Source organism: Kangiella sp. HZ709, assembly GCF_009674675.1.
Lineage (GTDB): Bacteria > Pseudomonadota > Gammaproteobacteria > Enterobacterales > Kangiellaceae > Kangiella.
Genome location: NZ_WKJC01000001.1, coordinates 1,646,842 through 1,669,857 on the forward strand (window position 1 = coordinate 1,646,842; position 23,016 = coordinate 1,669,857).

The window sequence follows — 23,016 nt, forward strand, 5'->3', positions numbered from 1 at the left end:
AATAATGCTTCGAATTATTAAAAATAATGATTGATTTTTATGTAATGAATTGTAAAAATCAAAGCGTGATGTAGATCACAGGTCAGACCTCATTGCTATAAAGCTTAGAAGTTTTATAGCAATGAGGTTTTTTATATAACAATATTTCATTCGTTGGGGTAACTATGAAATTTAAAATGAAATTAGCATGTGCTGCTTCTTTATTAGCACTAGGCACAGCTGCTCATGCAGAGCGTATGATCGTAACGCACGATGGTAGTAATGGTAATGGTCTTAAAAATGGCCACAGCGTAAAAGCTGAAGGTAATGGCTGGTTCGCGGTTGAACTGGATGAAAATGGCAAAAGCGCAATGCGTGGCAAGAAAGGCTTCAAGAATATGGAAGTTGACGCAAAGCGTTTTCCAATGAGCTTTTCTGATAGCGCCGGCAATCCTAACAGTGTTCAGGTTCTTCCTTACAACTACTTGCAAGTTGAAGGCGACCAATTAACATTAGACAGAAATGCTGGCATGAAGGTTTGTGTTATCGATTCTGGTTTAGCGCGTGATAATGGCGAAACTGGTGGTCGTAACAACGATTTCGATTTCTCAAGAATTACGGGTGACAACGATTCAGGTACGGGCGATTGGTTCCGTGACGGTGGTGCTCACGGTACTCACGTAGCGGGTACTATCGGTGCAGCAGACAATGGCGTAGGTATTATTGGTGTTGCTCCTGGTGTTGACATGCACATCATCAAAGTATTCAACGCAGCAGGTTATGGTTACTCTTCAGATTTAGCTAAAGCGGTTAACCTATGTGGTGCAGCTGGCGCAAACATCATCAATATGTCACTGGGTGGCGGTGGTGCTAACTCTACAGAAGAAAATGCAATCCAAAACTTCGTAGACAATGGCGGTATCGTGTTAGTAGCCGCAGGTAACGACGGTAACACTACTCGTTCTTACCCAGCAGGTTATGAAGCTTCTATGATGGTTGGTGGCGTAAACAAAGACAACGAGAAATACGCAGCTTCTCAGTTCCCTTCGTGTGAACAGACTTCTGGTCGTGGCAAAAACCGTACAACCGTAACTAACGAAAGAATTTGTGTAGAGATTTCTGCAGGTGGCCAAGACGTATTATCTACAGTACCTTCGGGCACTGGCGTTTCTGCAGGATTGACAGTAGATGGTACACCGGTATCAGTTGCTTCTACCTCAAATACTGGTAGCGTAACCGCTGATACATTCTTTATGGGTACAGCAGAAGCTACTAACTCTGGGGCGAATGGTAAAGTTTGTATCATTGACCGCGGTAACATTTCTTTTGCAGATAAAATCAACAACTGTGCAAATTCTGGCGGTGTTGGAGCAGTAGTAATCAATAATGTAGCTGGCGAAGGTCCTGTAAACATGGACATCACTGGGGCAGAAGGTACAGTTCCAGCAGTAGGCGCAGCATTTGAAGATCGTGCAGCTATCGTAGGTGCAGCTTCGGCAACTATTGAAAGCGGTGCTGGCGACTATGCAGTATTCTCAGGTACTTCAATGGCGACACCAACGGTTGCAGGTACAGCAGCATTAGTATGGTCAAATCACCCAACTTGTACAGGTGAAGAGATTCGTGAAGCACTAAAAGCGGCAGCGCAAGATGTTGGCCCAGCTGGTCGTGACGTAGACTTCGGATATGGTATTGCTAAAGCAAAAGCCACTAGCGATTACCTAACTGCTAATGGCTGTAATGGTGGTCCGGTTGACCCTCCAGGTGGAGACGCTACTTTAACTGGCAACACTTCTAAAGGTGGTCGCCAAGCTAATATTAGCTGGAGTGGTTTGAATGGTTCTAGCGTTGACGTATTCATCAACGGTAGTAACAACGGTTCAACTGCGAATGATGGCTCAGCTTCTTACAGCGTATCTAAAGGTTCTTCAAATACCTTTAAAGTATGTGAGTCTGGTTCTACAACGGCATGTACTAACGAAATAACTCTATAAGTAATAAAAATTAGAGTAAGAACCCCGCTTTATGCGGGGTTTTTTTTAGGAATGACTAAAGCGGATAAAAATTATAATGGTGTCCTGGTTTGACCATTAATTTTATTAATGAGTTTGAATTGTTCTGAACTGAAGAAATTGGTATAAAGTTAATGCTCATGTTTCATGAGAAATAACAATTCATTAATACATATGGGGTAGGAAATGAAATTAACATTAGTAGCCGGTGCAGTTTCACTGGCGGTAGCCAATGTGGCTATGGCAGATAAACCAACATTCGGTGGCGACACTGATTTGTTAAATGTACAGAATCGTTGTATCGTTCAATTGCAAGACAGCATCGACGGTAATCAAGTAAAAGGCTTAGCCAATGCATTAACAAGACGCGGTAATGCGTCTGTTCGCGATGTCTATAAGCATTCAATAAAAGGATTCACCGCTAATATGCCATGCCATGCGGCACAAAAAGCTTTTGGTGATGACGCTAGCGTTAAAGCCATGTATCCAGATGGCATAGTAACCGCTTCCTTCAAAGGTAAGCCTGGCGGCGGCGATGGCGGTGGCGGAGGCCAGCAAGTTTCTTACGGTACCACTCGAGTTGGCGGCACTGTAAATGGAGTTGGTAAAACAGCTTGGATTGTAGACTCCGGGATTGATTTAGATCACCCTGATTTAAATGTTGATGCAAGCCAAGGTTTCGTAGCCTCTGGAATTAAGGGTGGTATGGAAGATCAAAATGGTCACGGTACCCATGTTGCTGGAACAGTAGCTGCTATTGATAATGGTATTGGTGCATTGGGTGTAGCGCAGGGTGCTACGGTAGTACCGATTCGGGTTTTAAATCGTCGTGGTTCTGGCTCTTACTCAGGTATTATTGCGGGAGTTGATCATGTTGCGGCAAGAGCCGGATCAGGTGATTGCGTGAACATGAGTTTAGGCGGACCAGCAGACGGAGCTGTTAATGCCGCGGTTGAGGCTGCAGCGAGAAGTACTAATGCGCACTTTGTGATTGCAGCAGGTAATGATGCTCGCAACGCAAGTGGTTTCTCACCAGCAAGTGCCAATGGTAATAATGTTTATACCATCGCTGCAATGGGGCAAGGTGATACTTGGGCATCGTACTCTAACTATGGTAATGATGTTGATTATGCAGCACCAGGTTCGAGTATTTTCTCATTATGGAAAAGCGGTGGCACTAACACTATTTCAGGTACTTCAATGGCATCTCCGCATGCTTGTGCAGTATTGATGATGGGAAGTTCAAGAACCGATGGCTCAGTGAGTGATGGCCGAGGCGGTTCTTATCCAATTATTGTGCTTTAAATATAGCGCTTAAATATAGCTAGAAAAAAAGCGCTCTTTAAGAGCGCTTTTTTATGGTAGAGAAATGATTATTTCGATTCGCCGTACATATCTTGCGCACGGTTATATAAGACCCAGCTAGTAAAAATGTATTTGTCATTAGATACAGGTTTTTGACCACGATGAGTATGGGTAAAATCACCCGGGAAAATGACCAGGGAACCTTGTTTTGGTTTGCTTTTAAATTTTTGGTAAAAGAATTCAGTTTCACCACCTTCGTCAACATCATTCAAATAAAACATCCAGACTAAAGTTCTATGCAATGAATCTTGATGTGGATCTGTTGGGTGCGGGTAATGCTCAGAATGCCAATGAAAATAACCGCCTTCACCTTTATGATACTTTTGTAGATTTACAGAGCCTAGGCGATAAACAGCGCCGATAAAATTACCTAAAGCTTCGTCATCCATTTGCTCAACATCAACATAACTTAATTGCTCCATACCACCGTCTTGGTTTTGATACATAAGCGAAACAGCGCCAGCTAAAAGGAAAGGATTTTGTCGAACATAATGAATCAAGCCTTTTAATACAACTTGCTTAACATGTTGCATCTCATCATTCCACTCGTCAGGGAAGTTGGTGCAAGTTAAATCTAAGCTGTTCTTTTTGATTTTATCAACACCTTGGCCAGTCTCACCTTGATGTTTGTTTGAACTTTTCTCAAATTTATCGATGCAGGCACGACAAAATTCTGGCGACAAAGCATTCTCGTAAATATTGATGAAACTAGACATTGAAAAGCCTTTTATAAATTTGTAATAATTTGCCATAGCCTATTATAGTAGGTACATTGTTGCCAGTAGTTTTTGAGGGATATTTGACCCGTGAAAAGAAGAAAATTTATAAACACCTTAGGTCTTTCGGCTGCTGCAGTGGGATTGACAGCTTGTGGTCAAGGTGAGCAACAAGAACAAACTAAAGTTAACAAAACTTCTACTAAGAAAAATTATAAAGGTAAAGTTATTGAATGGACCATGGTTACCACCTGGCCAAAAAACTTTGCTGGTTTAGGTGAAGGAGCTGAATATTTAGCGCAGTTAATTAATAGTATGAGTGGCGGTCGCATGCAGGTGAAAGTCTATGGCGCGGGGGAGCTAGTGCCAGCTTTGCAAGCATTTGAATCGGTAGCAATTGGTGCTGCGCATATGGGACATGGCGCAGCCTATTATTGGCGCGGTAAACTTAATATGGCCCCTTTCTTTGCTGCAGTGCCTTTCGGTTTAAATGCGCAAGAAATGAATGGCTGGCTATTGCATGGCGGCGGTCTAGAGTTATGGCGAGAGCTGTATGAGCCAGTAGGTTTAATACCTGAGCCTGCCGGTAATACTGGCGTGCAAATGGCGGGTTGGTTTAACAAAGAAATTAATTCTTTAGGCGATGTGAAGGGGTTAAAAATGCGTATTCCTGGCTTAGGCGGTGAAGTGTGGAAGCGCGCTGGAGGCATCCCAGTATTAATGCCAGGTTCAGAAGTTTTTACCTCACTAGAGACCGGTGTGATAGATGCTGCTGAATGGGTTGGGCCTTATAACGATTTAGCCTTTGGTCTATTTAAGGCAGCGAAATATTATTATCATCCAGGTTGGCATGAGCCAGGAACTACTTTAGAAGCCATTATTAATAAAAAGGCCTATGAAGAGCTCCCTGAAGATTTACAGCAAATTGTGACTAATGCCTGCCGTACTGCTAACGCTGATATGCTTTCACAATTTACAGCGCGTAATAATGAAGCGTTACAAACCTTAGTGGAGAAGCATGGCGTTATATTAAAAGAATTGCCGCAGGATGTGCTAAACGAATTAGCGACGATTTCTGATGCAATGCTGGCTGAGCAAGCTAAAACCGATTTAGATAAAAGAATTTTAAATTCATTTATTAAGTTTAGAGATGAGGCGCGTCAATGGCATAAAATTTCTGAACAAAGCTATTATGGTGCTCGAAGTTAATGCTGCTATTTTGGATAACACTGGTTTTGTTTATTATAGTTTTATCGGTTGGAAATTATTTATATTTTAATCGTGTATTACCCGCAATTAATAAAACATCTGAAATAATGCCTAGAGAGCAAGGTAAACAAATTGAAAATTATTTAAATACATTAGCAGCGGAGCAAAGCAAAGGCTTGGCTTATGTATTTCTTAAATATTATCAGCACATTCAATCGCTAATGGGGTTGCTTTTAATCTGCAATATAATTTACATGAGTGTTTTTTAATAATAAATCGGAAAATACACTTGGTAATGTTTTTGAGTTAGAGCTGGAAAAAAAAGCATCCGATTCATGAGCGTGTAAATTTAATAGACCTAGCTCGGTTAAGACGCGAGTAGCTTGCAATGAAACAGCATTGGCATTATCTATAATAGTTAATGGGTGTTGGCCAGCAACTAATTTAATGGTCTCGCTTAAAAAAGGATAGTGTGTACAGCCTAAAACTAAGGTATCAATATTATTATCTAGCATTGGCAATAAGTATTGCTCGATTAAGCCAATGGTTCTTAAAGAATCGAGTTCACCTTTTTCAACCTGTTCAACAAATCCTTCGCAAGCCGATTGGTAAATAGTTTTATCTTTCGCGAAACGTTTTAACAAGGAGCGGTAGCGCTCACTATTTAAAGTATGTTGTGTTGCAAAAACACCAATGGTATTAGTTGTTGTGATCTGAGCAGCCGGCTTTATCGCAGGTTCAATAGCAATGATAGGGATATCATATTCAGCCCTTAACCATTCTGCCATTAATGCGGTGGCAGTGTTGCAAGCAACCACCATCGCCTTAGCATTTTTTTGAATGAAAAAATCAGCAATAAATAAGCAGCGCTGTTTTAATATTTTTTCATCCAGTTCACCATAAGGCGCGTATTGAGAGTCTGCAAAGTAGAGTAAATTTTCATTAGGCAAGTGTTGTTTGATAACCTTGAAAATAGAAAGGCCACCTACACCTGAATCAAAAATACCTATAGGTTGTTTGGACATCTAGCTCATCACCATAGGAAGCCAAGTGGCAAGAGAGGGCCAGGCAGCGATTAAAATTAAAACTAAGATTTGAATAATAATAAAAGGAATAACGCCCCGATAAATATGCTGGGTGGTCACTTCTGGTGGGGCAACTCCGCGTAGATAAAATAGGGCAAAACCAAACGGAGGTGTTAGAAATGACGTTTGTAAATTAATCGCAATTAATACCCCTAACCAAATAGGGTCTGCACCCATTAATAATAAAACCGGCCCCACTATAGGCACTATCACAAAAGTAATTTCGATAAAGTCTAAAATAAAACCGAGTAAGAACATAACGATCATGACGATCAATAGTGCTGTAAAGAGTCCGCCGGGGAGCTGGCTAAAGAAATGATGAATCATCTCATCACCACCTAACAAGCGAAAGACTAAAGAAAAAATTGAAGCGCCAATTAAAATCAAAAAGACCATGCTAGTGGTTTTAACAGTGCTGCGCATAACATCCTGTAATCGTGAAAGAGAAAATTGCTTGCGGCCAATGGCTAATAAAATTGCGCCTAAAGCGCCAATAGCTGCTGCTTCAGTTGGGGTCGCATAACCCTTCAAAATGGAACCTAGTACAGCGACGATGAGTATCAACGGCAAGCTTAAATTTTTAAGCGCAGCGATATAAATTTGGCGAGTGCTTATCGATTCGTCTTGCTTAATTGCTGGCGCCCGTTCTGGGTGACGCCAAGCAGTGAAAGCCACATAAATCATGTAAGAAATAACCAGTAGCATGCCTGGAATGATTGCGCCCATAAATAGATCGCCAATAGAGGCTACTTGGTCGGTTTTCAGCCCTTGTCCTTTAGCTTCAGTCATGGCGTTAGCTAGTACATCGCCAAGCAGGACTAAGACAATTGAGGGTGGAATAATTTGTCCTAAAGTACCAGAAGCACAAATAACACCAGTGGATAACTCTGGCTGATAACCGCGTTTTAACATAGCGGGTAAGGACAATAAGCCCATGGTGACAACTGTAGCGCCGACAATACCAGTGCTGGCAGCGAGCAACATGCCAACTAATGTTACAGCAATGCCCATGCCGCCGCGCAACTTACCAAATAAGGTAGCCATCGACTCTAAGAGATTTTCGGCAATTTTAGCCCGCTCTAGCATCAGTCCCATAAAGATAAAGAGTGGAATAGCGATTAAGGTGCCGCGCTCCATTATTTTGAATAAACGGCCACCTAAGAAATTAAAGCGGGTAGGCTCGATCACTCCTAAGAAAACGCCAAGTGCGGCGAATAGTAATGAAACCCCGGCTAGACTGATGGCTACTGGGTAGCCAAATAAAAGCACCAAACAAACAGTGGCGAATAATAATAGCGGCAAGATATCAATCAATAGTTCAAACATGACCTTGCTCCTGAATATTAGTTTGGGTGCTAGTATGCGAGCGCTTATGCGGGTTATCGGCTTGGTCTAATAAAAATAATAGGTTCCGTAAGGCATTGGCAAAACCTTGTATGAAAAGACTTAGCGGCAAAATAAGTAATAAACCCATCAGTACATATAGGAAGGGGATTCCGCCAGGATCATTAGAACCGGTTTTTAACGCCCAGTTAAAAATGACTGTATGGTAAGAGTAGTAATAGATAAACCAAGACACTGGCGTTAATAGAAATAGAAATCCTAAGATTTCAACCCAAGATTTTTTTCTAGGGCTAAATTTTTGGTAAAAGACATCAACTCGTACATGCTCATCATGCTTTAATGTATAAGCAGCCCCAAGCATAAAGACGATGGCGTGCATATAAGTTACTGACTCTTTAAGTGAAATGGCACTAAGGTCGAAGCCATGACGCAAAACCAGAACCGTTACAATGGTTAGCACCATAAACAGTGTTAACCAAGCAATGATTTTGCCAGCCCATTCGATTATCCAATCAATGGTAGTAATAAGCGCTTTAAGAATAAGAAAAAGTGTTTGCATTATGATTGTTTAGGAAATGCACAAAGAGGCTTTTCCACAGGTTGAAAGTGCACAGGAGCATATTTTGACTTCATAAGGAGCTTTCAGTTGATTTTCTAACCATTTGTTTTTAAAGGCTTTATTTGCTATTTAACAAGGCTCCAGGGTGCATTCTTTCCTTCAGACTCCAATTATTAGTAATTTTTTAAATTTTTTATCACAGAGTTATCCACAGAAATTGTGTCTGTGTGGATAATCCATTGATCATGGACTCCCAAGATACTGAAAAAAGGGTAAATGATCCAATGAATTGCACTATATCGAGAACAAACCACTGAAAACATCTTTTGAAACATTTTTGGTGGGGAATAGGGAATTTCTTTAATACTTTTTCGTTATTATTAATAACAGTTAACGAGAAGGATACAACAATGAAAAGAAAATTATTATCAATATTGCTAGTCACAACCTTATCTTCGGTTTCGTATGCCGATGGCAGCTTGAGCACAGAATCGTCTGATAAACAAAGTTCAGTAAGTACAATCACTAATAACTATAAGCAACTAGATCAATACTTTGAAGTTTTGGCAGAAAAAGAGAGGGTACTTGGATCTTTCGCAATTTATCAAAATGGCAAAAATATTTACAGCAAAAATTATTTAGCGGTAGATGGCAAAGTAAAAGAAGAGGAGCTTGGCCATCGATATAAAATAGGCTCTATAACAAAAACTTTTACTGCAACGTTAGTTTTGCAATTAATTGAAGAGGGCAAGCTGACGTTAGATACTAAACTGGCAAAGTTTTTTCCTGAAATAAAAAATGCAGATAAAATTACCATTGAAATGATGCTCAACCATCATTCAGGGATTTTTAACTATACCAATCATGAAGAGTTTTTAAGTTATTACCAGCAGACTCAGTCAAATAAAGAAATGGTAGAGAGGATTAAGACTTATGAACCTGTGTTTGAACCTGGTGAGCGTGGTGAATACAGCAACAGCAATTATTTATTGCTAGGTTATATTCTAGAGGTAATTACCGGCAAAGATTATGGCGTTTTAGTTGCCGAAAAAATAGCGAAACCCTTAAATTTAAAAGCTACCTATTTAGAAGAAAAAACAGAACCTGAAAATAATGAAGTCTTTTCGTATCAAAAGTCAGGAAGTTTGGTTGCAACAGAGCAATGGAATATGTCTACAGCTGATGCAGCTGGAGCAATAGTATCAACAACGCATGATTTAAATCTATTTTTTAAAGGTTTGTTTGATGGGAAATTAATCTCTAAAGAATTATTGAATAAAATGATTGAAGTTACAGATACTTATGGTTATGGAATTTTCAAGAGGACGATTGAGATAGATGATAAAGAGTACGTAGGTTATTGGCATAACGGACGTATTGAAAGGTTCTCTTCAGGTATGATGTACTTTCCGGAGCAAAAAATTGGTGTAGCCAGCTTATTAAATGCGGATCTGTATGATGGCAGTAAAATTTTTAGAAGTATGACTAACGCTGCATTTGGTAAAGAGATAGCGATTCCTGAATTTAAAGTTATTAAATTGACTGAAAAAGAATTGCAGCAATATGTTGGAGATTACAGTAGCGATACACACCCTTTAGGGATCAAAGTCATGGTTGAAGATAAGCAGTTAAAGGCTCAAGCTGATGGTCAAGGTGCTTTTCCATTGACAGGAATTGATAAGGATAAATTTGAGTTTTCTGCTGCAGGAATTGAAATAGAGTTTGATCCTAGTAGCAAGCAGTTTGTAATTAAGCAAGGAGGCCGTGCAGACATCTTTGTGGAAAAATCTAAAAAAAGATCTGAGAAAAATTTTAACGTGCCCGAAGATACTTTGAAATTGTATGTTGGAGTTTATAAATCAGATGATTTTCCTTTAGATATTGAAGTTTTTATAAAGGATGAAAAATTTCAAGCACAAGCTACAGGTCAGCCTGCTTTTCCGTTAACGGCTGTATCTGAAACAGAGTTTAAGTTTAAATTAGCAGGCATAAGCATAAAATTTGATGCAGAAAAAAATCAGCTCGCAATAACTCAGCATGGTAATACTAATATCATGACGAAAGAATAAGCGATAAAAATAATGCAAAAAAAGGCCTCTTTATTGAGGCCTTTACTTTCCTACACTTTTTCCTGCTCGCGTTCTTTCTCTGGGGGCAGTGGCACGAAATAACCAATCGCCAACATAATGGTACCAACAATCAAGAAAGATAAAATGCGGGCTAGCGTACCAGAGTCAGCCATATCAAACATAATGAGTTTGAGTAATATTGCTACTAACAAAGCTGCCCCTGTGAACCAAAAAGTTCGAGATTGTTTAGCTTTTGCAAAATACATGACAACAATTGCTAATAGTGACCAGATAATCGTTAATGTTAGTAAAAAATTCGGTGACTGCATCAGATCAATTATAGTAAAAGGTGTTTCTGTATAATGATGATAGCTACGTGCTACTAGCATATTTATACTGATAAACAATGCTGCTGGTAAAACATACTTGATCGGGGGGGATTTAATGGATCGCACAAGATTATTATCGGGAGCGGAGGTAATCACTTTATATATGAGGGTCATGATAACGATATGACTAATATCAAGCGGATTCAAGATGCTCACAAAGAGTAAATTTTCAGGATGTATAACACTAAAGGTGCTAACAAGTAGCCATAAACCAACATAGGCCATTAAAATCTTAGAAGAAATATTAAAAGGCATTCTTCCAACGTCATCTATTGTAAGCTTTTGACTTTTTAGATGACATAAATACAAGCACGCAGCAGGAATCAGCCCAAACATAATTGGATACCAATCACCATTAACGGATAGGTGTCGGGCAAAAGCAGCTATCACCCAGCTGATAATAAATGAAGTGGCGACAATTAGCATGATCAAAAATAATTGATAGAAATTATTATCGATTAATTTAAGATTAACAGATACCTGGCAGAAATAATAACCACAAAAAATTGCAATTGGGAACGAGATATAGCCAATATGCATTAAGGGATTTTGATAGGGATCATTAACGAATAGAGCAACACTTACTACGGCCACTAGCGGGATAATGGCAAGTGATACATTACTGAGCTGTTGCCAGTTAATGGCACGAGCGGAAAAAAAATAAATGCTTGAAAGTGCAGCAACAAAAAGGGTAAAGCCGTTAAGTAGAATAGCAGTCTCGTTGATGCTTTGAAGCTCAAAAAATCCTAGTAGAGCTATAAAGAAGCTGAAGAATATCAGTAACAGCAAGGAAATTAATGCCGCGTTTTGCTGAATAATATCGCTTTGCTCTCCATCGGCTTTGTGAACAATGACGTTGTGATAAAAATAACCAATGGTTAGAGCTGAAACTGTCAGTATTAGCCCACTGAGAAAGCTGGCATTTAGGAATGGATTAACTACTAAATATTGAGAGTAATTTTCAAAATATAAGACAGTAGATAAAGCAATCAGTACTAGCCCGGCTAACTTAGGAAGCCACTCTTTTTGACGTAGACCGAGCCAAGTCAGGCCCACAGCTTCTAATGACCATAAGATCGAGGTAATGTCTTGTTCAAACAAATAGAAAACAAAGATGGAAAAGAAAATAACGCCTATCGCGATATAAGAGGTTAATAGATTTTTACCTTCTGGTTCAGATTTATTCTTAAGATTATAGATAACAAAGCTGGCAATGAAATAACAAATTGACCAACCAAGAGCTGAATAAGTATTGCCATTAATAAAATCTCGAACCAAGTAGAGCTGTAATAAAAAACTGATGGTCGGTAAGGCAAACACTAAACTCGTTTGGACAATTGGTTTTTCTGGAGCGTACTTTTTGCGTAGAAACAGAATGGGAATGCTGAGATAAAGTATAAAGTGGAATAACAGAAAAGGTTCTGTAGTTGAAAAGTATTCCAGCTGGTAAGACTTATAGCCCCACAAGCTACCGATCACGAAAGTAAAAATAAAACCCAACCAGCATAAATATCGCCATGATTTGAATAGGCTAATAATTAATATTCCAACATTTAGAACAGCATAGTAACTAAATAGTTTTATGTAAGCATTGCTACCACTAGAGGTGAGAATTGGGGCTAAGAAGCCGCCAAAAACCGCAATGATGGCTAGAGACGGAGAGTCTTGCTTGATGGCAAGTAGTGCGCCAACTATGGCAATTATTAACAGTAAGGTAAAAGTAACGGGTAGCGGGATTAAAGAATAAAGTCCACTGGCAGCATAGCTGGTTAAATACAGGACACCAATACTTAAGCCTTGAATTATTAGTCCATATTGACGATTTTTTTTGGTTAATTTTATTCCCCAAATCAATAAACCGACCGAAACTAATGCAACACATATTAGACGCCATTCGATTGGAAAATAATTTTGCTCAGCAGCATATTTTAATAGAAAAGCAACACCAAAGAATAAAACGATACTGGCTACTTTAACAATGGGGTTCCCTTCTGAGAAAAATCTTTTCACAAAGCCAATAACTGCAGGTTGTTCAGCTTGTTTGCTAGGTTTTGTCGGCGCGGTTTCTTTTTGTTTATTAGGATCTGATTGATGGGACGCGGCACCTAGATTGTTATTCAATTCATTCTCGAAATGAACTGTAGAATTGGTTTTGGGCGTTACTTGCTGTGACTTAAGCGGTATTGGTGCTGGTGACCCCTGATCGTAGTCTACAGAAATATCAAAGGAAGCCTCCTTCTCTTCGGTAGGGCTTTCTAGCTCTGTAACTTTAGAGGGTAACTCTGAATGAAGAGGTTGAGGAATTTGCTCAGGTTGCGTGTTTAGAGGAGGGGTTTGATTAATATCAAATTGGTGCCTTTCATAATGTTGACTTAGGGTTTTGAATTGTTTGTCTAAAGTTGAGTGTTTTTTTGACAGTTCTTCATAACGTTGCTTTAACTGAATCAGCATTCCAGTGATAAAGCCTAACGCGCTGCCGAAAATTGCCCCTGGGATATAGCCTATAGAGGCTCCGATAAAAAGACCAATTAATATAAAAATTATTATCATTGTTGTTAATCCGCTGATTCGTTAAATTAAGAATAAAGCAGAACGCTTAGAATATCTAAAAAAGTTTCACATTGAGCTCTAAAGGTTTTTGCTTAAGAGCTACAACTGAGCATTGAACAGCCTGCTTTATGGCGTGCCCATTCGGGACGTTTTTGATAATAATCTTGGTATTGAGGCTGTTCAGCGTAAGGGTTGCGCATTATCTCTAGCAGTATTTCTATTTCCGAGCAATCACCAGCATCGGCTTTATCAATCGCAACTTGCGATAAAAAATTACGTAATAAATATTTTGGGTTAGTTCTATTCATTAAAGCTATTTTTTCAGCCTCGGTAATTGAGTTTTGTTGCAAGCGAGCGCTATAAGCAAAAAACCATTGATTGCGGGCTTTTAAATAATCATTAGATAGAGACTGAGGATTATAGTAAGCGGATTCTGTAAGTGAATTAACCGAGTCTAATTGGCCGTCAAACTTTGCTAGTTCCCGATAGAAAATGGTCATATCCGTTTCTGCCATGGCGAGTAGCTTTTCGAGATCTTTAAACAAGCTGGAATCTTGTTCTGAAACAGTATCAAGCCCAAGCTTATGGGCCATCATGTTTTGCCATTGATCTTCATAATATTGTGGAAATTGATTTAAAATATCTTCTAAAGGTTTCGTATCTTCTATTAAAGGATAAATGGCTTCTGCGAGTTTGACTAGATTCCAATGAGCTATATAAGGTTGATTGGCATAACGATAGCGCTTGCCTTGTGCGTCAGTGGTATTCGGCGTCCAGTCGGGATCAAAATTATCTAAGAAACCATAAGGCCCATAATCAATGGTTAAACCATGAATAGACATATTGTCGGTATTCATCACGCCATGCACAAAGCCCACTCTTTGCCAGTGCACAATCATATCAGCAGTATTATGACAGATTGCACTAAACCAGGTGATATAAGTCTCTTTAGTAATAGAGCCTGATTGCGGTATCAGGTGTGAAAAATAGTTGCGAATAGTAAAGTCAGCGAGCTGCTTTAAAAGATCCAACTCTTGGTAGGCGGCATGGATTTGGAAATTGCCAAAACGGATAAAGGAAGGCGCCACGCGGCAAACAATAGCGCCAATTTCTTTTTCTGGATGGCCATCATAAAACATATCGCGGGTAACGCTATCGCCACTGGCCATCAGTGACAAAGCACGAGTCGTTGGGATCCCTAAGTGGTGCATGGCTTCGCTACATAAGTATTCACGAACTGAAGAGCGTAAAACGGCAAAACCATCACCTGCGCGAGAGTAAGGCGTCGGGCCAGCTCCTTTGAGTTGCAGCTCTAAAGGTTGGTTATTGACGACTAGATTACCAAGGTTTATGGCGCGCCCATCACCCAGTTGTCCTGCCCAGTTACCAAATTGATGCCCCGCATAGCGCATGGCAAAAGGTATTGAATTTTCTGCCAGCTTTGCGCCAGCTAAAATAGCTTGCCATTCTGCTGATAAAGAATTGGAAGTATTGATTTGTAGTAAATCTGCCACTTCCTTTGAATAGCTTAATAGCTTAGGAGCTTTTGGTTGCACTGGATGACAATAAGAAAAATTGGCTGCACTAACCTGCCGTATGAAATTTTCTGATTCTGTATCAGCGGTTAATTCTTTAGTAAATAAGTCAGAAAAAACAGGCATATGGCTGGTGATTTATAAAAATTAATCCTAGTATAACCTAAGAAAATCAATAAGTAGTGATAGATAATAAAGAGAATGGCAAATCAATGAAAAAATTTGAAAGCTTAATTATCGGCAGTGGCTTTAGTGGGATCGGGTTAGCGATTAAGCTAAAGCAGGCTGATCGACATGATTTTGTCATTCTAGAAAAAGCCGACTCTGTAGCTGGCGTTTGGAGGGATAACAGTTATCCGGGCGCAGCTTGCGATGTTCCTTCGCATCTATACTCTTTTTCATTTGAACCAAATCCAAATTGGTCACGTCGATACTCGCCTCAATCTGAAATCAAAAATTACTTAGAAAATTGTGTAGTGAAGCATCAACTAAAGAAACATATAGAATTTAAGCATGAAGTGGTTAGTGCCAAGTTTGATCAGGATAAGGGCGTCTGGGATGTGATCACAAAATGCGGCACTCAATACCAAGCGACATATCTGATACCTGCTATGGGGCAGTTGAGTTTACCAGCTATTCCGTCCATTGACGGTCTAGAAAACTTTAAAGGTGATAGTTTTCATACTGTCCATTGGCCTGATGATTACGACTTTACCGATAAAAGCGTAGCAATGATTGGAACAGGGGCTAGCGCAATCCAATTAGTTCCTGAAATAGTTAAAGAAGCTAAACAGGTACATTTATTGCAACGAACCGCGCCTTATATTTTGTATAAATCGGATAAAGAATATAGTCCAAGCCAGATAAAAAGATTTAACCGTTGGCCTTGGCTTTTAAAACTATCCCGACTATCGGTTTATCTTATCCATGAATTTAGATCGATTGCTTTTGGTGGTCAGCAATGGATGCGGAAACTGCCGCAGCTGCAATGGAAAATGCAAATGCAGAAAATAATCAAAGACCCTGCTTTGAGGAAAAAGTTAACCCCTAATTACCAGATAGCCTGCAAAAGAGTGTTAATTAGTGATAACTATTATGCTGCGCTGAATTTACCCAATGTTAGGCTAAGTACAGAAACTATCGATACTCTTAGTAATGATGGCATAAACACCAGCGATGGCGAGTCGATAAAAGTGGATACGATTATCTATGCCACGGGATTCAGGACTGAAGATTTTTTAGCTCCTTTGAATATTCAAGGCTTAGGGAATAAAGATTTGAATCAAAGTTGGAGGGATGGAGCTGAAGCTTATTTAGGCATGGCTATTAGCGGCTTTCCCAATATGCTAATGATGTACGGCCCTAATACCAATAGTGGTCATAATTCAATCATTTATACTTTAGAAGGGCAAATGGATTATATCTTGCAGTATATGAACTCTAAAGAAAAGTCCGCTGCTGACTACTTGGATGTTAAAGCTACAAGCCAAAAAAACTTTAATAGCAAAATCCAAAAGAAGCTCAAAAGTACTGTTTGGAATACTGGCGGTTGCAATAGTTGGTATCTCACCAAAGAAGGTAAAAATACCAGTAATTGGCCGGGTTTTAGTTTTCTATATCGCAAGGCAGTGAAGAAATTCAATTTATCGGATTATGATGCTAAAAAAAGCAAATGAATAAGAGTAGCTGATGAAATTAAATTTACCTGCCAATCTATTAAGAAATATAAACCGCTTGGTTTCCTATACTATTTTAAATAATTGGATGCCGATCATTATTCAGCGAGGCGTATTAAATCTGTTAGGTGGATTTGCTCCTATACCTAATGGGTTGATTTGTAAAAAAATCGAAATGGGTTTAACCAAAGGTAGAAACTTTACTCCAAAAGAAACATCTGATTCAGTTATTCTTTATTTTCATGGTGGTGGCTATGCCATTGGCTCATCGCGCTCGCACAGAGATCTTTGCTCGCATCTGTCGGATTATGCGAGCGCAGAATTAATTAGCGTTGATTATAGGCGAGCACCAGAAAATCCTTATCCTACGGCATTAGAAGATTTTGAAAGCGCCTATCAATGGCTGTTGGGAAATTATCCAGAACATAAAATTATTCTGGCAGGTGATTCCGCAGGTGCGGGAATAGTAGTAAATGGCTTACAAAAAATCTGTGGTAAAGTTAAAAATACGCCAGTGGCTTTGTATTTAATTTCGCCTTGGCTGGATATTGAAAAAAATTACAGTCACACAGATTGGAAAAAATCCAAAGATCCTTTATTGAAACCACAATGGCTACATCGATTGGCTAAGCTATATATGGCTGGCAATAAAACCGCCAACCCTTTAGAGCAATCGTTTGAGCAATTTCCTAGAACCTTAATTCAAGCGGGTGAACAAGAAATACTATTAAAGGATAGTCAGCAACTGTTTGCTAAGTTAGAAGCAGATGGTGTAGATGTAGATCTACATATTGAAGAACAGCTTTGGCATGTGCATCAATTCAATCCTTCATTATCAAAAGCCGCCAGATCATCTTTAGAGCGATCGGCAGACTTTATTAAAGCGCTCAATTAAGAGAGCGCTTACTCTTGGTAATTGAAAAGCGACTACTCTATAGAGGTTTAAATTGTGCCAAACTTAAAGCATGAGTTACACTAAGCCTAATCAATAAAAAAGAATTTATGTAATGTCAGATAAAAAGTCCCCATTTATCCTAGTCGATGGCTCTTCATACCTTTTTCGAGCTTTCCATGTGCCTCAATTACAACGTATGACCAACTCGAAGGGCATGATGACTGGCGCTGTGTTTGGCGTTATCAATATGCTGAAGAGTTTAATCAATGAATATCAACCAAGCCATATGGCGGTAGTGTTTGATGCTAAGGGTAAGACTTTCCGGAATGAACTTTATCCAGAATATAAAGCGAATCGCCCACCCATGCCTGAAGAATTGCGGGAACAGATAGCCCCTATCCATGAGATTGTAAAAGCTATGGGCCTGCCGTTATTGGTGATTGATGGAGTCGAAGCGGATGATGTGATTGGGACTTTGGCCGATCAAGCCAGCCGATCTGGCATAGAAACTATCATTTCTACCGGCGATAAAGATATGGCACAACTGGTGACAGAGCATGTAACCCTGATTAATACCATGGATAAGAATAACCCTATTACTGATCGGGAAAGAGTGATCGAAAAATTTGGAGTAAAGCCTGAGCAGATTATCGATTACTTAGCGTTGGTAGGCGATAAGGTCGACAATATTCCTGGGGTTGATAAGTGTGGTCCGAAAACTGCGGTTAAATGGTTAGCTGAATACGAGAGTATGCAGGGTGTTATCGATAACGCAGATAAAGTAGGCGGAAAAATTGGCGAAAATTTACGCTCGGCGTTAGAGCAGTTGCCGCTTTCTTATGAACTAGCGACCATAAAGTTAGATTGTGAGTTAGAAAAAACTCCGCAGGAATTGCAGATCGAAGAGCCTGATTTTGAAGAGTTAAAAGCGCTTTATGGCGATATGGAGTTTAAGCGTTGGTTAACTGAGGTGCTACAGGCAAAAGGTGAGCAAAGCGATGAAAGTGCTGCAGAAGAAAATAGCCTGCAAATTGATCGTTCAAAATATGAAACAATTTTTGATAAAGAGCATTTTGCCAAATGGTTACAAAAGTTAACGAAGGCCGAACTGTTTGCTTTTGATACCGAAACTACCAGCTTGGATTATGTGGAAGCAGAATTGGTCGGTATGTCTTTTGCCTTTGAGAATGATAAAGGCGAGACAGAAGCAGCTTACTTACCTGTGGCCCACAGTTATATGGGCGCTCCAGAACAGCTAGAGCGAGACTGGGTTTTATCAGAAATGAAACTACTACTGGAAAGCGAAGAGCATAAAAAAGTGGGGCAAAATTTAAAATATGATAAAAGTGTTTTAGATAAATACCAAATTAAACTTGGCGGGATAGAATTTGATACCATGCTGGAGTCATACTGTTTAAATAGCGTAGCTTCTCGTCATGATATGGATACTTTGGCACTGCATCATTTAAACCATGCCAATATTAAGTTCGAAGAAATTGCAGGTAAGGGTAAAGCCCAATTAACCTTTGATCAAATCGATCTAGAACAGGCCTCTCCTTATGCCGCAGAAGACGCCGATATCACTTTAAAGCTGCATCAAAAATTATGGCCAGAATTAAAAGCAGCAGAAGGTCCGAAGCAAATTTTTGAAGAAATTGAAATGCCGCTATTAAAAGTCTTGTCTGATATCGAATTGAATGGCGTATTAGTTGACGGCAATTTATTGGGCGAAAAAAGCCATCAGTTTGGAGAGCGGTTAGTTGAGTTAGAACGTGAAGCTTATGAGATTGCTGGCGAAGAATTTAATTTAGGTTCGCCAAAACAATTACAAGCGATCTTTTTTGAAAAGCTAGGTTTGCCAATCATTAAGAAAACGCCAAAAGGACAACCGTCTACCGCTGAAGAAGTGCTGCATGAACTGGCTTTAGACTATCCATTACCAAAATTGATTTTAGAGCATCGAAGCTTGTCTAAACTAAAGTCTACTTATACCGATAAACTGCCAAAGATGATCAATGCCACTACAGGTAGAGTGCATACCTCTTATCATCAGGCGGTGGCTGCCACAGGCCGTTTGTCTTCTAAAGATCCTAATTTGCAAAATATCCCTATTAAAACCAAAGAAGGGCGTTCCATAAGAACTGCTTTTGTCGCTCCTCAGGGTTATCAAATTTTAGCGGCGGATTATTCGCAAATCGAATTAAGAATTATGGCCCATTTATCGCAAGACGCAGGTCTACTTAATGCATTTGCCAATGATTTAGATGTGCACTCGGCAACGGCAGCTGAAGTTTTTGATGTTGCAATTGATGAGGTAACGACAAACCAAAGGCGGAATGCTAAAGCAATTAACTTTGGTTTGATTTATGGCATGTCAGCGTTTGGTTTAGCAAAACAAATCGATACCGATCGCAATACTGCTCAGGATTACATCAATACTTATTTTGCACGTTATCCTGGGGTAGAAACTTATATGGAATCTACTAAGGAAAAGGCAGCTGAGCTTGGTTATGTTGAAACTTTATTTGGCCGTCGTTTGTACTTGCCTGAAATAAACTCAAAGAACGGGCTGCGTCGAAAAGGCGCTGAGCGAACGGCAATTAATGCACCAATGCAAGGTAGCGCAGCTGACATTATTAAATTAGCAATGCTCAAGGTTGGTGAGTGGTTACAAGCACAACAAGGTATCAAGATGATTATGCAGGTGCATGATGAATTAGTATTTGAAGTTAGAGATGATTTGATCGAAATGGCGAAAGAAAAGATCCCAGCTATCATGGGTTCAGTCGTTCAATTATCAGTACCATTGATCGCTGATGTTGGGGTAGGTGACAACTGGGATCAAGCACATTAAACCCGATCTGCAAAAGGAAAGATGAGAGTAAAGTCTTGATTTTACAATGGTGATACAACTCTTTACAAAAGTCTTACAAAAAATTTGAAACGTTTTTCCAGGTTGAACAGTCAGTATATATAAGGGCAATGAATGCCCTTCCCGCGACTCCCTCCTTCTTGCGGGTATTACAGTTTGACCTCCCCAAGTCGACTGTCTTTTTAGGGGCTCTTTTTGAGCCCCTTTTTTAATTCATGTAAATAATCTTTATTAGCAGTCGGTAATCGAGTTTAAAGATATAAATCTTCTTTGCTGTAATGTAGTTCCAGTAGTTCGCGTTCTGATTTTTTAAGACTTCTGACAATCAATGAGTAGGAATGGTTAATCATGTTCTCGATTTCTGCATTGGGAATTGAGCCATCGAGTATCACGGTGTTCCAATGAGTGCGGTTCATATGGTAGCCCGGAATTACTGCAGGAAAGATAGAGCGAAGAGCATCCGCGTGATCGGGTTTGCATTTTAAGTTCATGCACCAATGACCAGCCATTTTACCTTGGGTATTTTTTTCGTTGCCAGTTCCAAGCGCTAAGGTTGCAAACATTTTGCCCTTGATTTTGAAAACCGCAACTTCAGGACCGAATGGAAAATCTTCTATCGCTTCGGGTTTACTAAGGATGAATTGCTTGGCTTGTTGACGATTCATATTTAACAACTATTCCAACATGGGTGGCTCATACCAATTATCCAATTTAGCAAAAAGCTGATCGAGACCATCGCGCTTAAGAGAAGAGAAGGTTTGTACGCTAGCCTTGGGATGAATAGTCTTGAGCTGTTTTTTGCATTGCATCAAGGCTTTAGACTTAGCACCAGATTTTAATTTATCTGCTTTACTCAATAAGCAATGTACCGGTAAGGCTACACTTGAAGCCCATTCTAACATTTGTACATCAGTATCTTTTAAAAAATGGCGAATATCCATGAGCAGGACTAGGCCATGCAAGCACTTGCGAGTGCGGAGATATTTGCCAAGTTCAGCTTGCCACTGCTCTTTCATGGCTTGCGGAACCTTGGCGTAGCCATAACCAGGTAAGTCAATTAAGCGTCTACCTTCATCTAATGTGAATACATTAATTAGCTGGGTACGACCAGGCGTCTTACTGGTTCTAGCTAGGCTTTTTTGTTGAGTCAGGGTGTTAAGTGCACTGGACTTGCCGGCATTTGAACGACCGGCAAATGCGACTTCAATTCCAATGTCTTCTGGAAGTTGATGAAGTTTTGCTGCGCCTAAAAGGTATTTAGCTTGCTGGTAATTCATATGAGTCATTTTTTGAAGTCAAAGATGGCATTTTACTGGTTAGTTCCCTATAATTCACCGAACTTTTGTATTTTCCTCAAGATTTTTGGTCATTCAAGCAATAAAAGCTTGGCCGTTTTTGTGTTTTTGAAGGTGTGTAATGAAAAAAGTAGCATTTTTAGCTTTATTATTAGGTTCGAATTTAGTGCTTTCTAGCTCAGTAGTAGCTGGCGATGCGACTGCAGGTGCACAAAAAGCTGCACAATGTGCCGCTTGTCATGGTAAAGATGGCAATAGCGTTAACTCTGATTGGCCAAAATTAGCAGGTCAAAATGAAAAATATCTAGTGAAACAAATCAAGGATTTCCGTTTAGGCGCTAAAGAAGCAGGCAAAGGTCGAACTGGCGCTCAAATGGCAGCTTTGTGGGGCAATGTTAGTGAAGAAGATGCAGCTGACATTTCGGCATTCTTTGCAGCCCAACAGACCCAACTTGGTGGTGTTGATGAAGAATTTTTAGCGCTCGGCAAAAGACTTTATTTCCAAGGTGATGCTGAGCGTGGCGTACCAGCTTGTGCGGCTTGTCATGGCGCTACAGGTCAAGGTTTGAATGCTGCTGGTTACCCTTCGGTTTCTGGCCAATTTCCTGAGTATGCAGCTAAGCAATTAAAAGCTTTTGCTTCAGGCACGCGTAATAATGACGACAATGCAGTAATGCGTGATATAGCTGTTCGTATGTCGGATAAGCAAATTGAAGCAGTGGCAAACTTTATGCTAGGTTTGCATTAATAGTTATTGAATTTACGTATTATTCTTTCAAAAGGTAGCCTAAGGTTACCTTTTTTTATGCAATAATATTTTTTGATAACCATATAGTGTATTGATAATTTGGATTCTTGAGAGACAAAAAGTATGGAATTGAATAAAGCTATTGTCGGCCTAATTGTATTTGCCTCGACATTATTTTCTGGAGTAATAATTGGGGCAACATATTGGGAGCTAACACCTGAAAATGAGGTAAAAGAAAGTGATAACCTTTATTTTACCTGGTTAGGCTGTGATTCGTGCCTAATGATCGAGCAGGAGATAGATGATTCCGATTATAAAACGTTACCCTTGATTGCCCGTAGTGATTGGCGACCAGCTGCAAAAATATTACTAGCTTTGCAATTATTGGCTGTGGAGCTTGAGTTACAACAGAAATTTAGACAATTGCTATTGGATAAGAAACTAGATCCAACTGATTTGAGTGCGATGACTGCAGCATTGGTTGAGCTCGGGGTTAACAAGGAAGACTTAGATAGCACTTTAAAATCTAAAGAGCTGTTTACCGCTGTGCAGCGATCACAAGAGTTGGCACGCTATTATCAAGTTAAGTATGTGCCGACATTTATTGTAAACGGAAAGTTTGCAACAGATGCTAAAAGCAACAAAAGCATTAAAAAATTAAAGGCCACATTGGCGACATTACAGACGAAGCAAATTAAATAATTGGTTTTTAATTAAA

At 39.7% G+C, this 23,016-nt stretch carries 17 protein-coding genes; 9 read left to right on the forward strand and 8 right to left on the reverse strand.

Features of this window, described 5'->3' with window-relative positions; genetic code table 11:
- Positions 1-164: 164 nt before the first annotated feature.
- Together GJS41_RS07755 and GJS41_RS07760 are read left to right on the forward strand one after the other, a co-directional pair.
- Positions 165-1,973, forward strand: coding sequence for a S8 family serine peptidase (locus GJS41_RS07755; RefSeq protein ID WP_154246707.1), 1,809 nt, complete (start codon positions 165-167; stop codon positions 1,971-1,973).
- 204 nt (positions 1,974-2,177) lie between these two features.
- The gene (locus GJS41_RS07760) at positions 2,178-3,296 is read left to right on the forward strand and encodes a S8 family serine peptidase (RefSeq protein WP_154246708.1); all 1,119 of its coding nucleotides are present in this window, start codon (positions 2,178-2,180) and stop codon (positions 3,294-3,296) included.
- 68 nt (positions 3,297-3,364) lie between these two features.
- On the opposite strand, the gene GJS41_RS07765 is transcribed toward GJS41_RS07760, so the two are convergent.
- A complete protein-coding gene (locus GJS41_RS07765) occupies positions 3,365-4,072 on the reverse strand; it encodes a 2OG-Fe(II) oxygenase (RefSeq protein WP_154246709.1) in 708 nt (235 codons plus the stop codon).
- Positions 4,073-4,162: 90 nt separating this feature from the next.
- On the opposite strand from GJS41_RS07765, the gene GJS41_RS07770 reads away from it, so the two are divergent.
- The gene (locus GJS41_RS07770) at positions 4,163-5,281 is read left to right on the forward strand and encodes a TRAP transporter substrate-binding protein (RefSeq protein ID WP_370515657.1); all 1,119 of its coding nucleotides are present in this window, start codon (positions 4,163-4,165) and stop codon (positions 5,279-5,281) included.
- Between the two features lie 233 nt (positions 5,282-5,514).
- Here GJS41_RS07770 and murI read toward each other — a convergent pair whose 3' ends face one another.
- From murI to GJS41_RS07785, 3 genes are read right to left on the reverse strand one after another with little or no spacing between them, the layout of a single operon-like run.
- Entirely contained in the window at positions 5,515-6,306 is a 792-nt protein-coding gene (gene murI / locus GJS41_RS07775; RefSeq protein WP_154246710.1) for a glutamate racemase, read from the reverse strand.
- Complete coding sequence (locus tag GJS41_RS07780) at positions 6,307-7,692, reverse strand: TRAP transporter large permease subunit (RefSeq protein WP_154246711.1); 1,386 nt, start codon at positions 7,690-7,692, stop codon at positions 6,307-6,309. It abuts the gene before it with no gap.
- Positions 7,685-8,269 (reverse strand): TRAP transporter small permease subunit, encoded by a 585-nt coding sequence (locus tag GJS41_RS07785; protein ID WP_154246712.1) that lies wholly within the window; start codon positions 8,267-8,269, stop codon positions 7,685-7,687. Before GJS41_RS07785 ends, GJS41_RS07780 begins: the two co-directional genes overlap by 8 nt.
- 410 nt (positions 8,270-8,679) lie before the next feature.
- Here GJS41_RS07785 and GJS41_RS07790 point away from each other — a divergent pair, with 410 nt between their 5' ends.
- Positions 8,680-10,338: a serine hydrolase gene (locus GJS41_RS07790; RefSeq protein ID WP_154246713.1), complete on the forward strand. Its 1,659-nt coding sequence runs from the start codon at positions 8,680-8,682 to the stop codon at positions 10,336-10,338.
- Positions 10,339-10,388: 50 nt separating this feature from the next.
- On the opposite strand, the gene GJS41_RS07795 is transcribed toward GJS41_RS07790, so the two are convergent.
- Complete coding sequence (locus GJS41_RS07795) at positions 10,389-13,277, reverse strand: DUF2339 domain-containing protein (protein ID WP_154246714.1); 2,889 nt, start codon at positions 13,275-13,277, stop codon at positions 10,389-10,391.
- 92 nt (positions 13,278-13,369) lie between these two features.
- Positions 13,370-14,938: a YdiU family protein gene (locus tag GJS41_RS07800; protein WP_154246715.1), complete on the reverse strand. Its 1,569-nt coding sequence runs from the start codon at positions 14,936-14,938 to the stop codon at positions 13,370-13,372.
- Positions 14,939-15,024: 86 nt separating this feature from the next.
- Here GJS41_RS07800 and GJS41_RS07805 point away from each other — a divergent pair, with 86 nt between their 5' ends.
- The 3 genes from GJS41_RS07805 to polA all read left to right on the forward strand — a co-directional run bounded on the left by GJS41_RS07805 (position 15,025) and on the right by polA (position 20,237).
- Positions 15,025-16,488, forward strand: a complete 1,464-nt coding sequence (locus GJS41_RS07805) for an NAD(P)/FAD-dependent oxidoreductase (protein ID WP_154246716.1) — start codon at positions 15,025-15,027, stop codon at positions 16,486-16,488.
- 13 nt (positions 16,489-16,501) lie between these two features.
- Positions 16,502-17,383 carry an alpha/beta hydrolase gene (locus GJS41_RS07810; protein ID WP_154246717.1) on the forward strand — a complete coding sequence of 294 codons (882 nt, stop codon included), beginning with the start codon at positions 16,502-16,504 and terminating at the stop codon, positions 17,381-17,383.
- A 112-nt stretch (positions 17,384-17,495) separates the two neighbouring features.
- Positions 17,496-20,237, forward strand: coding sequence for a DNA polymerase I (gene polA / locus GJS41_RS07815; protein WP_154246718.1), 2,742 nt, complete (start codon positions 17,496-17,498; stop codon positions 20,235-20,237).
- Positions 20,238-20,506: 269 nt separating this feature from the next.
- Here polA and GJS41_RS07820 read toward each other — a convergent pair whose 3' ends face one another.
- Both GJS41_RS07820 and yihA read right to left on the reverse strand, forming a co-directional pair.
- Positions 20,507-20,920: an MmcQ/YjbR family DNA-binding protein gene (locus GJS41_RS07820; RefSeq protein ID WP_154246719.1), complete on the reverse strand. Its 414-nt coding sequence runs from the start codon at positions 20,918-20,920 to the stop codon at positions 20,507-20,509.
- Between the two features lie 9 nt (positions 20,921-20,929).
- A complete protein-coding gene (yihA, locus tag GJS41_RS07825) occupies positions 20,930-21,532 on the reverse strand; it encodes a ribosome biogenesis GTP-binding protein YihA/YsxC (protein ID WP_154246720.1) in 603 nt (200 codons plus the stop codon).
- Positions 21,533-21,671: 139 nt separating this feature from the next.
- Here yihA and GJS41_RS07830 point away from each other — a divergent pair, with 139 nt between their 5' ends.
- On the forward strand, positions 21,672-22,298 hold the full coding sequence (locus GJS41_RS07830) for a c-type cytochrome (RefSeq protein ID WP_154246721.1): 627 nt from the start codon (positions 21,672-21,674) through the stop codon (positions 22,296-22,298).
- A gap of 123 nt (positions 22,299-22,421) precedes the next feature.
- Complete coding sequence (locus GJS41_RS07835) at positions 22,422-23,000, forward strand: DsbA family protein (protein ID WP_154246722.1); 579 nt, start codon at positions 22,422-22,424, stop codon at positions 22,998-23,000.
- The last annotated feature ends 16 nt before the right edge of the window (positions 23,001-23,016 follow it).